At 66.9% G+C, this 13431-nt stretch carries 12 protein-coding genes and 1 tRNA gene; 4 read left to right on the top strand and 9 right to left on the bottom strand.

Going from position 1 to position 13431, the window contains the following annotated elements; all coding sequences use genetic code 11:
• Positions 1 to 156 precede the first annotated feature (156 nt).
• Positions 157 to 1779 carry an FMN-binding glutamate synthase family protein gene (locus tag ACTOWJ_RS28520; protein WP_441338024.1) on the top strand — a complete coding sequence of 541 codons (1623 nt, stop codon included), beginning with the start codon at positions 157 to 159 and terminating at the stop codon, positions 1777 to 1779.
• Between the two features lie 188 nt (positions 1780 to 1967).
• Here ACTOWJ_RS28520 and arsC read toward each other — a convergent pair whose 3' ends face one another.
• The 3 genes from arsC to ACTOWJ_RS28505 form a co-directional block, all read right to left on the bottom strand.
• Positions 1968 to 2345, bottom strand: a complete 378-nt coding sequence (gene arsC / locus ACTOWJ_RS28515; RefSeq protein ID WP_441338023.1) for an arsenate reductase (glutaredoxin) — start codon at positions 2343 to 2345, stop codon at positions 1968 to 1970.
• Between the two features lie 165 nt (positions 2346 to 2510).
• Positions 2511 to 2585: transfer RNA gene (locus tag ACTOWJ_RS28510), tRNA-Val, on the bottom strand.
• A gap of 313 nt (positions 2586 to 2898) precedes the next feature.
• On the bottom strand, positions 2899 to 3753 hold the full coding sequence (locus ACTOWJ_RS28505; RefSeq protein ID WP_441338022.1) for a hypothetical protein: 855 nt from the start codon (positions 3751 to 3753) through the stop codon (positions 2899 to 2901).
• Positions 3754 to 3934: 181 nt separating this feature from the next.
• On the opposite strand from ACTOWJ_RS28505, the gene ACTOWJ_RS28500 reads away from it, so the two are divergent.
• On the top strand, positions 3935 to 4336 hold the full coding sequence (locus ACTOWJ_RS28500) for a hypothetical protein (protein WP_441338021.1): 402 nt from the start codon (positions 3935 to 3937) through the stop codon (positions 4334 to 4336).
• 133 nt (positions 4337 to 4469) lie between these two features.
• Here ACTOWJ_RS28500 and ACTOWJ_RS28495 read toward each other — a convergent pair whose 3' ends face one another.
• Positions 4470 to 5096, bottom strand: coding sequence for a TetR/AcrR family transcriptional regulator (locus ACTOWJ_RS28495; RefSeq protein ID WP_441338020.1), 627 nt, complete (start codon positions 5094 to 5096; stop codon positions 4470 to 4472).
• Between the two features lie 35 nt (positions 5097 to 5131).
• Positions 5132 to 5401 carry an acyl-CoA-binding protein gene (locus ACTOWJ_RS28490; protein WP_441338019.1) on the bottom strand — a complete coding sequence of 90 codons (270 nt, stop codon included), beginning with the start codon at positions 5399 to 5401 and terminating at the stop codon, positions 5132 to 5134.
• Between the two features lie 156 nt (positions 5402 to 5557).
• Between ACTOWJ_RS28490 and ACTOWJ_RS28485 the strand changes: the two genes are divergently transcribed.
• A complete protein-coding gene (locus tag ACTOWJ_RS28485; RefSeq protein ID WP_441338018.1) occupies positions 5558 to 7561 on the top strand; it encodes an SDR family oxidoreductase in 2004 nt (667 codons plus the stop codon).
• A gap of 205 nt (positions 7562 to 7766) precedes the next feature.
• Here ACTOWJ_RS28485 and ACTOWJ_RS28480 read toward each other — a convergent pair whose 3' ends face one another.
• The 3 genes from ACTOWJ_RS28480 to ACTOWJ_RS28470 all read right to left on the bottom strand — a co-directional run bounded on the left by ACTOWJ_RS28480 (position 7767) and on the right by ACTOWJ_RS28470 (position 12002).
• Positions 7767 to 8801, bottom strand: coding sequence for a restriction endonuclease (locus ACTOWJ_RS28480; protein ID WP_441338017.1), 1035 nt, complete (start codon positions 8799 to 8801; stop codon positions 7767 to 7769).
• Between the two features lie 488 nt (positions 8802 to 9289).
• Entirely contained in the window at positions 9290 to 9892 is a 603-nt protein-coding gene (locus ACTOWJ_RS28475) for a phasin family protein (protein ID WP_441338016.1), read from the bottom strand.
• 805 nt (positions 9893 to 10697) lie between these two features.
• Positions 10698 to 12002, bottom strand: coding sequence for a patatin-like phospholipase family protein (locus ACTOWJ_RS28470; protein WP_441338015.1), 1305 nt, complete (start codon positions 12000 to 12002; stop codon positions 10698 to 10700).
• Positions 12003 to 12424: 422 nt separating this feature from the next.
• On the opposite strand from ACTOWJ_RS28470, the gene ACTOWJ_RS28465 reads away from it, so the two are divergent.
• A complete protein-coding gene (locus ACTOWJ_RS28465) occupies positions 12425 to 13105 on the top strand; it encodes an FFLEELY motif protein (RefSeq protein ID WP_441338014.1) in 681 nt (226 codons plus the stop codon).
• Positions 13106 to 13129: 24 nt separating this feature from the next.
• Here ACTOWJ_RS28465 and ACTOWJ_RS28460 read toward each other — a convergent pair whose 3' ends face one another.
• Positions 13130 to 13405, bottom strand: a complete 276-nt coding sequence (locus ACTOWJ_RS28460) for a polyhydroxyalkanoic acid system family protein (protein ID WP_441338013.1) — start codon at positions 13403 to 13405, stop codon at positions 13130 to 13132.
• Positions 13406 to 13431 lie beyond the last annotated feature (26 nt).

Here is a 13431-nt window from a genome sequence, read left to right as displayed (position 1 = left end):
TATGCGGCGACCTTGCTGCAGTCGGGCCTGAAGGCCCTCCCACAAAAGTCCTGTGGTCGCGCGGCGACCGGCGCGCGCCTTCCGCCCGCCGTCGTACAGCCAATCCACCCGCTCAAGGGTATGCTCGGGCTCAGCTCGTGAACCCATCCGATCGCCATGCGCTATGCCGCTTACCTCGCCAGCCTGCTGTTGACCGTGATTTCCGTGGTGCTGGTGTTCGCCCACCACACCGACTGGCTGTGGGGCGTGGCCGGGTTCGGCTCCGTCGCGATCCTGGGCACGGTCGATCTGCTGCAGACCCGCAGCACCTTGCGCCGCAACTATCCGGTGTTGGCGCACTTCCGCTACGGGCTGGAGTCGATCGGCCCGGAGATGCGCCAATACTTCATCGAGGCCGATACCGCCGAGGTGCCGTTCTCGCGGCAGCAGCGCGCGCTGGTCTATCAGCGCTCCAAGTCGGTCAACGACGTGCGCCCCTTCGGCAGCCAGCAGGACGTCTACAGTCTGGATTACGAATGGATCAACCATTCGCTGGCGCCGACCGCGCATATTCCGCACGACTTCCGCATCGTCATCGGCGAGAACACCGCCCATCCGTATTCGGCCAGCGTGTTCAACATCTCGGCGATGAGCTTCGGATCGCTGTCGGCCAACGCGATCCGTGCCTTGAACAAGGGCGCCAAGCTCGGCAACTTCTATCACGACACAGGCGAGGGCTCGATCTCGCCGTATCACCGCGAAAACGGCGGCGATCTGGTCTGGGAGATCGGCTCGGGCTACTTTGGTTGCCGCGATGAGCAGGGTTTGTTCAGCGAGGAACGCTTCCTCGCCAATGCCCGCGACGCCCAGGTCAAGATGATCGAGATCAAGCTCTCGCAAGGCGCCAAGCCCGGCCACGGCGGGGTGCTGCCGGCGGCCAAGGTCAGCGCCGAGATCTCGGCCACCCGCGGCGTGCCGATGGGCCACGACTGCGTTTCGCCGGCCGCGCACACCGCCTTCGATTCGCCGCAGGGACTGCTGCATTTCGTCGCCCGATTGCGCGAGCTGTCGGGCGGCAAACCGACCGGCTTCAAGCTCGCCATCGGCCATCCCTGGGAGTGGTTCGGCATCGCCAAGGCGATGCAGGAAACCGGCGTGCTGCCGGATTTCATCGTCGTCGACGGCGCCGAGGGCGGCACCGGCGCGGCGCCGGCGGAGTTCATCGATCACGTCGGCGTGCCGATGCACGAAGCACTGATGCTGGTGCACAACACCCTGGTCGGCCTGGAGTTGCGCGACAAGATCCGGATCGGCGCGGCCGGGCGCGTCACCAGCGCCTTCGACATCGCGCGCACCTTGGCGATGGGCGCGGACTGGTGCAACGCCGCGCGCGGCTACATGTTCGCGCTGGGCTGCATCCAGGCGCAGAGCTGCCATACCGACCGTTGCCCGACCGGCGTGGCCACCCAGGACCCCAGCCGTTGGAGCAAGCTCGACGTGCCGGACAAATCCACCCGTGTGTTCCACTTCCACGACAACACGCTCAAGGCCTTGCGCGATCTGTTGTGCGCGGCCGGGCTGACCCATCCGGCCGAGATCGGGCCCGAACACATCCTGCGCCGGGTCTCGCCGACCGAGGTGCGTTCGCTCGGCGCGCTCTACAACTTCCTCAGCCCCGGCGAACTGATCGGCAAGATCCCGGCGCACGCGGTGTTCCAGTCGTTCTGGGCCGGCGCGCGCAGCGATTCGTTCAAGGCGCCGGACAAGGTGCTCGCGATGCGGGCCAGCAAGTCGATTTGATCGCGTGCGGGTATGGAAAGCCGATCCACATGGCCCGACCGAACACACGCCATCCGACTGTAGGAGCGGCGCGAGCCGCGACCGCGTGGCTGCGGCTGCGGCTGCGGCTGCGGCTGCGGTGGAGCTTGCGCAATCTTTGCTGTGCCGCAGTCGCGGCTCGCGCTGCTCCTACAGGGGCCCGCGGAGAGTTAGGCTGCTTGCTGGAGCAGTTCGAGCACGCGCTCCGGCGGCCGCCCGATCACCGCGCGTCCACCGTGAACGAAGATCGGCCGTTCCATCAGGCGCGGGTGCGCGAGCATCGCCGCGATCAGGACGGACTCGTCGAGCGAGGTGTCGTCCAAACCCAGCGCCGCGTATTCGTCCTCGCCGCTGCGCAACAGCTCACGCGCGAAGACGCCCAGCAGGCCGAGCAGGGCGCGCAATTCGGCCTCGTCCGGCGGCGAATCCAGATACGCGACGATCACCGGTTGCAGGCCGCGCTCGCGCAGCAGCTCCAGCGTCGCGCGCGATTTGGAGCAGCGCGGGTTGTGGTAGAACCGGGTCGGGGCCGAATGGGCGTCGGTCATCGCAAGCCTCCAGGCGGATCGCCGCGGCTGCAGCGGGGTGGACGAGCGCGCGTCGAGCTCACGCCGATGAAACGGGGCGGTCGGCGTCGGACGGTGCCGCGGCGCGTCCGGATCGCGCCCGCCGCAAACGAAAAAAGCCGGCTTGCGCCGGCCTTTCCATGTAACTGGTGGGCGGTGCAGGGTTCGAACCTGCGACCCTCGCCGTGTGAAGGCGATGCTCTACCGCTGAGCTAACCGCCCGATGTCGAATCGGGCCGCAGAGTTTAATGGGGCTTTGCGCAACTGACAAGTCTCCGGATGAATCGGGAGCGCGCGCCCGGCGGCGGGTGGGGTTTCGCCGTTTCGGGCCCGGGGAGCGTGGATTCCACGAGCGCCTGGGCGGGCTCAAACAGCAAATCCCCCGCGCCCCGACCGGTGTTCAGACCTCGTTTCCGCGCCGGCCACTGGCCGCCTGTCCAAACGCAGCGACGGTTCGCGTGTATGCGGGCTCGCCCTGTCGCGGACTCGGCAGCCCGGTTCGTGCGAACGATCCAGCGGCCTGGATGGCCCGCGCTTACTCCAACTGCTCCTTTGCATAGTTGGCGTCCAAGGCTTCCATCGCATCGAGCGGCTTGAGCTTGGCGGCTTTTTCGTACGCGGCCGCGGCGGCGTCTTCCTGCTTGTCGCCGTGCAGCAGGATCAGCACGTTGCCATGCTCGATATGCGCGATCGGCGAATCGGGAGTCAGCTTGAGCGCGGTCTTGATGTGTTTTTCGGCATCAGCGGCTTTCGCGCCATAGGTCAGGCCGCCGATCATGCCGCCGATCTTGTTGATGATCTCGGCGTGGTACAGCGCCATCGCGGTGTGCGCCTCGGCGTGCTTGGGCTCCAGCTCCAAGGTCGTATCCAGCGCGCCGCGCACCTTGCCGGCGATGCCGGCCTTGAGCGCCTTGGCGATGCTCAGACCCTGGCTGTAACGGCCCAGCGCGAAGGCGTGGCGGTAGTGGCTGTTAGCTTCATCGGGCAGCGCCGCGACCGCGGTTTCGGCGATCTTGGCGGCCTGCTCGTAACGCTTGAGTTGCTCGGCTTGGTCGTCGACCAGGTAGGTCGCATGGATGCCCAGCGCTTTCACCGCGACTGACGCGCCGATCGGCCCCAAGGCCTGGCCGGCGTCGAAGGCGGCTTTGAAATCGCCGCGATGGAACGCGCGCCAGGCGTCCTGCAAGGCCGTGGCGAGAGCTTCGGCATCTTGCCCCTTGGGCGCGGACTTGCCGGCGGCCTTGATCAGCGCGGCGGCGTGCTTGGCGTCGGGAAAGGGTTCTGCATCGCCGGCATGCAGCTTGGGCCAGGCTTTCTTGAGAGCGTCGCCGGCGTAGGCGTAGCCCTTGGCGTCGTGGGGAAAAGCGGCCCAGGCGGATTTGGCGGCCATCAGCGGTCCTTGTCGAGCGGATCATCGGGAGGGCAGCATCCCGCCGCGACGGGGGCGCTGGCAAGAGGGCGCGGCTGTGCGGCGACTGAAGCGGCTAGTGTGATTGCTCGATGGGCCGCGGCCACAGTGCGCTGGTGGAACCGCCCACTCCGGGCGGTCGGCGGAGCAAACGATGGCAGGTGTGAAACGCAAGAAGCAGGTCGCGGCGAACGAAACCACGCTGCGTCACCTCTGGCTGGCCGGCCTGGGCCTGGCCGTGATCGCGCGCCGCGAGGCGCTCTCCGGCGCCGGTCGCGCGGCCGGTCGGGTCGAAGCCCTGCAGCAGCGCGTGCGCGATCTGGCTTCGGACGCGCGCAGCAACGTGCGCGGCGGGATCGAGACCATGCGCGATCAGGTCGAGCCGAAAGTGGTCAAGTTCAGCGCCGACGTCGAGGCGCGCCTGGCACCGGTGTTGGACAAGCTGGGCCTGAAGAGCGCTCACAAGCCGCGCGCGCAGCGCAAGTCGCGCAAGCCGGCGGCCAACAAGCCTGTCGCACGTCGCACCGCGCGCAAGCCGGCCGCGCGTCGCGCACGCAAGGCCTGAACCGGCCGCGTCCATGTTGCCAAGCGACGGCGTTGCGCCGTCGCGTTCTGCGCAGTGTGTGCCCGCGTGTGGCCCCAGGCGCAGTGACAACTGTCCCGGACGATGCGGCTGAGTTATGCAGGGCGCGGCCGGATCAGTCCAGATAAGCCCGGACCAGCGTGTTCAGGTGCAACCGTTCGGCATCGCGCAGGAACGGCGAGAGCAGCATCATCACCTGGACGATGCCGTCGCGGATCGCGGCGTGTTCGTCCTTGTCGCCGCGCGCCGCGGCGTAGTTGAGCCAGAAGGTCGCGATGACCAGGACGTTGGTCGCGGTCGCGGCCAATTCGTCCCCGGAGGCCCGCATCACCCCGGCCTGCGACAACCCGCGCATCACCAGGTGCGCCTGTTCATCGGCGCGCTTGAGGATGCGCGCGAAGCGCATGCGCAGGCGGCGGTTGCGGCTGAGGATCTCGACCAGGTCTCGGTACAAGAAGCGGTAATCCCAGATGCATTCGAACACCAGGTGCAACTGCAGCCAGATGTCCTCCAGCCCCGGCAGACGGCCCTGCGGCGCGGCGAGCGCGATGTCCATGCGCTCTTCGAAGCGCGCGAACAACTGCTCGATGATGTCGTCCTTGTTGCGGAAGTGGTAGTACAGATTGCCGGGGCTGATCTCCAGCTCGTCGGCGATATGGTTGGTGGTGACGTTCGGCTCGCCCTGCGCGTTGAACATGGTCAACGCGGCATCGAGGATGCGCTGGCGGGTCTGTTTCGCCATCGGGCGGCCGTGAGTTGGAGGAGTCGGGCGCGGCGTCAGCCGCGCAGTTTCTTGACCAGGTCGACGTATTTCTTCTTCGCCTCGTCCTGGGCGGTGCCCTTGAGCTTCTCCCAGGCCTCGTACTTGGCGGTGCCGACGAAATCGAAGAAACCCGGCTTGGGGCCGTTGACGTCGCCTTCGGCGCCCTGCTTGTACAGCGCGTACAGGCGCAGCAGGGTGTCGTTGTCCGGGCGCTCGGGCAGGGCTTGGATGTCTTTCGCGGCTTGTTCGAAAGCGGATTGAATCGCGGAGTCTGTTGGGGACACGGCCGGCCTCTCCTGGGCACCAGGGTGAGGCCGCATAACAGCACGCGCCCAACAGGCGGTCAATACGGAAAAGAATTGTTACCGCGCCCGGGCTCTGGCAACGTAAGAGCCATGCCGCCGCAACGGCGGCCGAACGGGGCCATCCAGGAGAGTGGTATGAGCTATTTCGTCACCGGCGCGACGGGTTTCATCGGTCGCTTTCTCGTTAGCAACTTGCTCAAACGCAAGGGCACGATCCACGTGCTGGTGCGCAAGGATTCGCAAAAGAAGTTCGATGCCACCGCCAAGAAGATGGGTTGGGATCTCAAACGTGTGATCCCGGTCGCAGGCGACATGACCCAGCCCAAGTGCGGGCTCACCGCCGCGCAGTTGCGCGCGTTGAGCGGCAAGATCAAGCACTTCTTCCATCTGGCGGCGATCTACGACCTCACCGCCAGCGCCGCCGCCCAGCGCGAGGCCAACATCGACGGCACTCAGCATGCGCTGGATCTGGCCGCGGCGATCAGCGCCGGCCCGGCTTCTAATCTTGTGTTCCACCACACCAGCTCGATCGCCGCCGCCGGCCTGTACTCGGGCGTGTTCCGCGAGGACATGTTCGACGAGGCCGAGGGCCTGGACGATCCCTATCTGCGCACCAAGCACGATTCCGAAGGCCTGGTCCGCAACGAGAAGCGGGTCAAATGGCGCATCTACCGTCCGGGCATGGTGGTCGGCCACTCGCAGACCGGCGAGATGGACAAGATCGACGGCCCGTACTACTTCTTCACCTTCCTCAAGAAGCTGCGCGAAATGCTGCCGCCGTGGATGCCGATGCTGGGCCTGGAAGGCGGGCGCATCAACATCATCCCGGTCGACTACGTGGTCGATGCGATGGATCACATCGCGCATAAGCCCAAGCTCGACGGACACTGCTTCCACCTGACCGATCCGGAGCCGCAGCGCGTCGGCGAGGTGCTCAACACCTTCGCCCGCGCCGGCCACACGCCGGAGATGACCATGCGCATCGACGCGCGCATGTTCGCCTTCGTGCCCGCCGGTATCCGCGGCGCGGTGAGCAATCTGCCGCCGGTCAAGCGCTTCATCGGCATGCTGCTGCGCGATTTCAAGATCCCGAAGGAAGTGATGAAGTTCATCACTTATCCGACCCGGTTCGACAATCGCGAGACCGAGCGCGCGCTGCGCGGCAGCGGGATCAAGGTGCCGAATCTGGACACGTACGCCTGGCGTCTGTGGGATTACTGGGAACGGCATCTGGATCCGGACCTGTTCGTCGACCGCACCCTCAAGGGCAAGGTCCGCAACAAGGTCGTGGTGATCACCGGCGGGTCCTCGGGCATCGGTCTTGCGACCGCGGAAAAGGTCGCCGCGGCCGGCGCGGTCACCATCATCGTCGCGCGCGGCGAAAACGAGTTGTTCAAGGCGCGCGACGCGATGAAGGCGCAGGGCGGCAAGGTCTTCGCCTACACCGCCGATCTGGCCGACATGGCCGACTGCGATCGCTTGGTCAAGCAGATCCTGGCTGAGCATGGGCACGTCGACATCCTGGTCAACAACGCCGGCCGCTCGATCCGCCGTTCGATCGAGCTCAGCTACGACCGTTTCCACGATTTCGAACGGACCATGCAGCTCAACTACTTCGGCAGCCTGCGCCTGATCATGGGCTTCATGCCTAAGATGACCGAGCGCCGCAAGGGCCACATCATCAACATTTCCTCGATCGGCGTGCTGGCCAATTCGCCGCGGTTCTCGGCATATGTGGCGTCGAAAGCGGCGCTGGACGCGTTCAGCCGCTGCGCTCAGGGCGAGCTGTCGGGCAAGGGCATCAGCTTCACCACGATCAACATGCCGTTGGTGAAGACGCCGATGATCGCGCCGACCAAGATGTACGACAGTATCCCGACCCTGACCCCGGACGAAGCCGCCGACATGGTGATCCGCGGCATCATCGAGAAGCCGAGCCGGATCGCCACGCGTCTGGGCATCTTCGCCTCGGTGGTCAACGCGCTGGCGCCGAAGGCTTACGAAGTGGTGATGAGCACCGCGTTCGAACTGTTCCCCGATTCGGCCGCCGCCAAGGGCGACCGCAAGGGCCTCAAGGAGGAACACGCGAGCAACGAGCAGATCGCCTTCGCGGCGTTGATGCGGGGCGTGCACTGGTAAAGACGAAGCGAGGCCGGATCGTCTCCGGCCTCGCTTCACGTGATATCAGTTCGCTTCGCAGGCTGGCGACCCGACTGTAGGAGCTGCGCAAGCTGCGACCGCGACAATGCGGCTACGACGCAGATTACAGCGTAGGCGCTCGCTCGACGCCCTGGGCATCGGGTCTTCGGTTACGACGGCGCTTTCGTACTTCGCGTTGGTTGGATCAATACGCCCGACACTGGAAGAACCGCACCCGCGCGGCGTTGCCCGGCGGCGGCTGCAACTGCACGCGCGAGGAACGCAGTTCGGGGTAGCGTTCCAGCACCTGACAGATGCGGTCGACGTCGTCCTTGCTGGCGTCGGTCAGACGGTAGATCAGCAGATTCGACGGGGTCGACCACAGCGCGCGTTCGACTCCGTCGAGCGTCGCTATCGTGCGGATCACCTGGGCGCGGTCGGCTGCGGCATTGCCCGAGGGCGGTGCGTCGGGCGTGGTGCTGGCTGGAGCGGATTGCGTCGCAGCCGGCGTCGTCGGGGCGGCGGAGGCGGGCGGGACGGATGCGGGGGCAGGCGCCGGCTCGAGCGCGCTCGCCGGCGCCGAGGCGGCGGCGCTGTCGGCGACCGCTTCGGTCGCGGCAGGCGCCGGATCCGCGGCCGGCTGCGAACCCAGATGGGGCACCACGAAACCGACGATCAGGGCCAGCACGATCGCCGCGGCCCAGGCCGCGACGATGGTCTGGATGCTGCGCTTCTGCGCGGCGGCGATGACTTCGTGGCGGGTCGAGGCCGGCAACAGCGGTTCGACCAGCTCCCACAGCGTCTCGCCGCTGTACAGGTCCAGGCCGTCGGCGACGCGTTCGGAATGGGTGTCGAAGCGGCCGGTGGTGACCAGCAGGCCGCCGGCGGCGCCGTTGAAGCGCACCGCGTCGGCCAGCTCGGCCACGGTCGCGGCCGCGACCTTGTAGTCGGCGTCGCCGAGCTTGCACGCCAGCAGCCACGGCTTGCCGGCGCGGACCAGGCGCAACTCGGCCTGGGTGCCGCGAGCCAGCGATTCCTCCACCGATTCGGCCTCGAACCCGCGCTCGCGCAGGGCCTCGACGATCAGGCGCGCGAATTCGCGCCAGCGCATCTTGGCCAGGCCGGCGATGCCGGTGGAGACCTCAGTGCGATGGCGGCGGTAGGACCACAGGTAGGCGGTGGACGCCAGACCGATCGTCAGGGCGACGGCAGCGGCGGCCCACAGGGAGAAGCTCGACATGCAGCGCTAGGCCCATAAAAGACGCTGAGGATATACGGCTTCAGACACATGAAATTCATCAAAAGTGCGACGAATTTCTCGAAATGGGTGTGTCTTTCATCCGCCGTTGTCCTTAGAACGTCGCATCGGCATCACTGTGAATGACTTTTTTGGCGCAACCGGCTCATCGAACCTGAGCGATGACGGCATCGCGTTCGGCGCGCAGCTCAATCCGCGACGCAGGGTGCGGGAGGTCGGCGCGAGGCCGCCGATTGCCGCCGCCAGGCGGGCGGAACGCTGCGGCGAACAGGAGTGGGCGGGGTCATCGGCCGGCGCGCGTCACCGGCGCGGAGCAATAAGAAAGCCCGCCAGTCCGAAACCGTAAGGGGAGGGGAGCATACGGAAGCGCGGACTGGCGGGCTTAAACGGCGCGCCGCGATCGCATCGCGGCGCGGATAAAGCGGATTGTGTACGTCGAGTGCTACCGGATCTTGTACTGCCGCGGTCGCTTACGGTGCGACCGGCGGCTTGGGACGGGCGATCGACTTGCGAACTGCTTTCTTGGCGGCCTTGGCAGGCTTGGCCGGAGCCTTGGCGGCCTTGGGCTTGCGCGCGGCGGCGGCGGGCTTGGCGGCTTTGGCGGTCTTGCGCGCGGCCGGCGCGCCGCCTTGGCGGCGCAGTTCGGCGGTCAGCGCATCGACGCGTTCGCTCAGGCCGGTCAGATCGTCGCGCCCCGGCACGCCGAGCTTGACCAGCGCGCGCTGCACGCGTTCTTCGAAGACTTTTTCCAGACGGTCCCAGGTATCGGTCGCGCGTTCGCGCGCCTGACCGACCTTGGACTCGACCACGTCGCGCAGCGCGCCGGCCTGACCGCCGGTGAACTTGCGCGCGGTCTGCTCCAGGTTCAAACCTTCCTTGACCAGACCTTCGAACAGCTTGGTGCCCTCGGCCTGGGCGCGGCCGAACGCACCGACGCCGGCGAGCCAGATCTGCGACGCGGATTCGCTCAACGTCTTGGACAGGCGCTCGGCCTGCTCCTGCGCGCTGCCCTTGCCGGCGGACTGGGTCTTGCCGGTGGTCTTCTTCGCGGTCTTCTTGAACTTGGCGGCCATGGACATCCTGTGATTGGTGTTAGTGCTGTGCCCCCAAGATGGGCCCGCTGTCTAGAGTATTCACACCAACACTTGGAGTACGTCCTCTCACCCAAGTGCGTAAACCGTTTGTCCGGCGTTGAATCCGCAGATCGCCGCGCCAGGCCCCCAATCCAGGCGCGACGAAAGTCACTCGAAGCGACGGCGTTGAATCCGCAGATCGCCGCGCCAGGCCCCCAATCCAGGCGCGACGAAAGTCACTCGAAGCGACGGCGTTGAATCCGCAGATCGCCGCGCTAGGCCCCCAATCCAGGCGCGACGAAAGTCACTCGAAGCGACGGCGTTGAATCCGCAGATCGCCGCGCCAGGCCCCCAATCCAGATGCGACGAAAGTCACTCGAAGCGACGGCGTTGAAACCGCAGATCGTCGCGTCAGGCCCCCAATCCAGGCGCGACGAAAGTCACTCGAAGCGACGGCGTTGAATCCGCAGATCGCCGCGCCAGTACCCCGATCCAGGTGCGACGAAAGTCACTCGAAGAGACGGACTTGCGCCCCCAGGTCGCCGCGCAGGAACCACAAGCCAAAAACGACGAAAGTCACCCTTGCCCGTCATTCCCGCGAATGCGGGAATCCAGTGACTTCAAACGTTCTCGCACGAAAGGCCCTGGATTCCCGCGTTCGCGGGAATGACGGCCTGGGGAGATGGCGCTGAAGTATCGGTTAGCAGGAATGACGATCTGGAATAGAGACAGGTCAATGGCGACCTGGAAAGAGACAGACGTCAATGACGATCTCGAAAGAGCGACGGGACTCGGCCGCCCGCCCTCAACCCACCTGTTGACGCCTACGCGGCGCGCGCTTCACCGCACGCGGCGCCGCCTTAGCCACCAGATGATCCACATCATCCAGCGCCCGCCGCAGCCGCGCCGTGGTTTCGGTGTCGCGCTGCGGCTTGCCGATGCCGTCGAGGATCGAGCGCTCGGTATCGGCCAGCACTTCTTCGCGCAGGCGCAGGCCGTGCGCGGCCAACACCGGCGCCAGCGCGTCGGCGCGCAGGCGCAGGTCGGCCAGGGTGTTGCGGTAGGCGATCTCGCAGATGCGCTGGCGCGCCGAGAAGCTGAAGGCGTTGGTGAAGAACAGCTCGCGGTCTTCGGCGTTGGGTTCGAACACCAGTTGGTCGATGTCCGGGTACTGCTGGGCGTAGCGCGCCAGCCCGACCTGCATGCGCGATTGCAGCAGGGTGCGGAAGGTCTGCGACAACACCGCCGGCAGACCGCCTGCGGCCAGGCTGTTGTCCTCGGCCACCGGCACCCCGCCGTGGTTGTGGTTGAACGGCACCAGCGGATTGATCCCGATCAACAGATCCACGCCGCGTTCGAGCACGACCGAAGCGTGCATGGTCCGGCGCAGCGCGCCATCGACGAAGTGGCGGCCGCGGATATGCACCGGCGGATACAGCCCCGGCAGCGCAGCGCTGGCCTGGACCGCCTGCGAGATCGGCACGTCGTTCCAATCCTCGCCGCCGAAACGCACCGCGTCGCCGCTGTCGATATCGACCGCGACGACATAGAGCTTGGAGCCGAGTTCGCGGAAATCGTTGCTGCGGCCGCGGCGGGTGAACACCTCGCGCAGGAAGCGCTCGACCTGGGCGTTGTCGAACAGGCCATTGGGAATCAGCCCGCCGAAGCGGGTGATCAGGTCCGACCAGCGCGCTTCCAGCGGCGAGAACAGCAGCTCGCGCCACCATTCGGCGGCCAGGCGCGGAAAGCTGGTCGCGCGCTTGGCGTATTCCAGGAACGCCGGGCGCATGAAGGTCTCGGGCCGGAACTCGACGTCGGCGCTGTCGCCAGTGATGAAGATCCGGCACATCTCGGCGGTGTCCATGCGATTGGCCAGGCCGGCGGCGAGGAAGGCGCCGCTGCTGACGCCGACGTAGCAGTCCAGGCGGGTCAGGTCCAGGCCTTCGATCGCCTCGTCGAGCGCGCGCAGGGCGCCCAACTCGTACATGCCGCCGATCGGGCCGCCGCCGGCGATGGCCAGGCCGATCTTGGGGGCGGTGCCGGGATTTGCCGAGCCGTTGGCCGACCGTTTGCGGTTCGCCCGATGCCGGGCGGCGTGAAGTGACAGCATGTGATCGTCGGCACGGCCTTGACGGAATTCGGTCGAGTGTAGCCCAGCCGGGCAGAGCGTCCAGCCGACCCGTACCAAGGTCGCAGACGGGACGCGGCGGCGGCCGAAGGGCGTCGGGCCCGAAGGTCTTCCCAAAGCGGCGGAGGCGAAGGCACTGCTGCTCAAGCCCGGATCTTGCGGGATGGCCTTCAGGCCCGAGGCCTTCCGATCCGGTCGCCGCGAACCCAGCCCAAGGCAGTCGGACGCCAAGCCGCTTCCGCAACTCCCCACCGCCGCATACGCTTTTATGGCGGGCCTTCAGGCCCGGCCCTCTCGCCCAAGCCGAGGCGGAAGCGGCCGCCATGGCTTGCGGCCGAACGCGGGCGCCGCGATCATCGCCCACGATGTCCAGGACGACCGACCTCAGCCGCCGATTGGCTTGCATGCTGGCCCGCCACCAGGCCCTGCACGATCCGCGGCGCGACCCGCGCAACCGCCTGCGTTGGCTGCCCGAGCTGCGGCAATGGCAGGCGCGGCGGCTGGAGGCCAGCTTCGACCGCTTCCTGCGCGACCCGCGCCGGCGTCCGGCGGCGCAGTTCTTTCTCAGCGACGTCTACAACGACCGCGATTTCAGCCGTCGCGACGCCGACATCGCCAAGGTGCTGCCGATGATGCAGAAACTGCTGCCGGGCGCGCTGTTGGCGACGGTGGCCGACGCCATCGAGCTGGGCCTGCTGACCCAGGCCTTCGACCTGCGCATGAGCGAGTACCTGCACGAACTGGCTCCGCGCCGGCGCAAGCTGGACGGGGCGCTGTACGCGCAGGCCTATCGCGCCTGCGGCCTGCCGCGCTTGCGCGAGCACCAGGTCGAACTGATCGCGCGGGTCGGCCTGGGCCTGGGCAAGGCGGTGCGCATGCCGGGCATCGGCACGCTGCTCAGGTTATCGCGCGGGCCGGCCAAGGCGGCCGGGCTGTCGGAACTGCAGGGCTTTCTGGAGCGCGGTTTCGCCGCGTTCGCGCAGTTGGGCGACGTGCGCGAGTTCATCGCCGAGATCGAACAGGACGAACGCGATGTGGCCCGGCGGTTGTTCGACGGCGACGAGGGGATGTTCGCCGATAGCTGACGCCCGACGCGGCCGGTCGGCGGTTTACTTGAAGCGTTCTTCCAGAACCCGGCGGATTTCCGACTCGATCGGCCCCTTCAGCGCGCCCAGCAGAAAGCCCAGTTGCGCGGTGACGTGCAGTTGGTTGGGCTGGAGCGAGATCTTGCCGTCCACGCCGCTGCGGGCGAAGTTCAAGGTGTCGCCGACCCAGCCGTACTCGACGTCGAAACGCTCGGCGAGCTTCTGCGCGACTTCCTCGACGGCCTTGCGGGCCTTGGCCGGAGCGAGCTGATGCGGGTGCTGGATATCGATGCTGGACATGGTCTGGGTTCTCCCTGGAGCCGGCT

This window comes from Lysobacter sp. CA199, assembly GCF_052078715.1.
In the GTDB taxonomy this organism is placed as follows: domain Bacteria; phylum Pseudomonadota; class Gammaproteobacteria; order Xanthomonadales; family Xanthomonadaceae; genus Lysobacter.
This window is presented reverse-complemented; position numbering and strand designations above follow the sequence as displayed.

Excerpts from the sequence above, each read along its gene's own strand:
- ACTOWJ_RS28495 (WP_441338020.1), bottom strand. The coding sequence starts at position 5,096 with ATGGCGAAACAGACCCGCCAGCGCATCCTCGATGCCGCGTTGACCATG.
- ACTOWJ_RS28470 (WP_441338015.1), bottom strand. The coding sequence starts at position 12,002 with ATGCTGTCACTTCACGCCGCCCGGCATCGGGCGAACCGCAAACGGTCG.
- ACTOWJ_RS28465 (WP_441338014.1), top strand. The coding sequence starts at position 12,425 with ATGCTGGCCCGCCACCAGGCCCTGCACGATCCGCGGCGCGACCCGCGC.
- ACTOWJ_RS28520 (WP_441338024.1), top strand. The coding sequence starts at position 157 with ATGCGCTATGCCGCTTACCTCGCCAGCCTGCTGTTGACCGTGATTTCC.
- ACTOWJ_RS28505 (WP_441338022.1), bottom strand. The coding sequence starts at position 3,753 with ATGGCCGCCAAATCCGCCTGGGCCGCTTTTCCCCACGACGCCAAGGGC.
- ACTOWJ_RS28475 (WP_441338016.1), bottom strand. The coding sequence starts at position 9,892 with ATGGCCGCCAAGTTCAAGAAGACCGCGAAGAAGACCACCGGCAAGACC.
- ACTOWJ_RS28485 (WP_441338018.1), top strand. The coding sequence starts at position 5,558 with ATGAGCTATTTCGTCACCGGCGCGACGGGTTTCATCGGTCGCTTTCTC.
- ACTOWJ_RS28480 (WP_441338017.1), bottom strand. The coding sequence starts at position 8,801 with ATGTCGAGCTTCTCCCTGTGGGCCGCCGCTGCCGTCGCCCTGACGATC.
- ACTOWJ_RS28460 (WP_441338013.1), bottom strand. The coding sequence starts at position 13,405 with ATGTCCAGCATCGATATCCAGCACCCGCATCAGCTCGCTCCGGCCAAG.
- arsC (WP_441338023.1), bottom strand. The coding sequence starts at position 2,345 with ATGACCGACGCCCATTCGGCCCCGACCCGGTTCTACCACAACCCGCGC.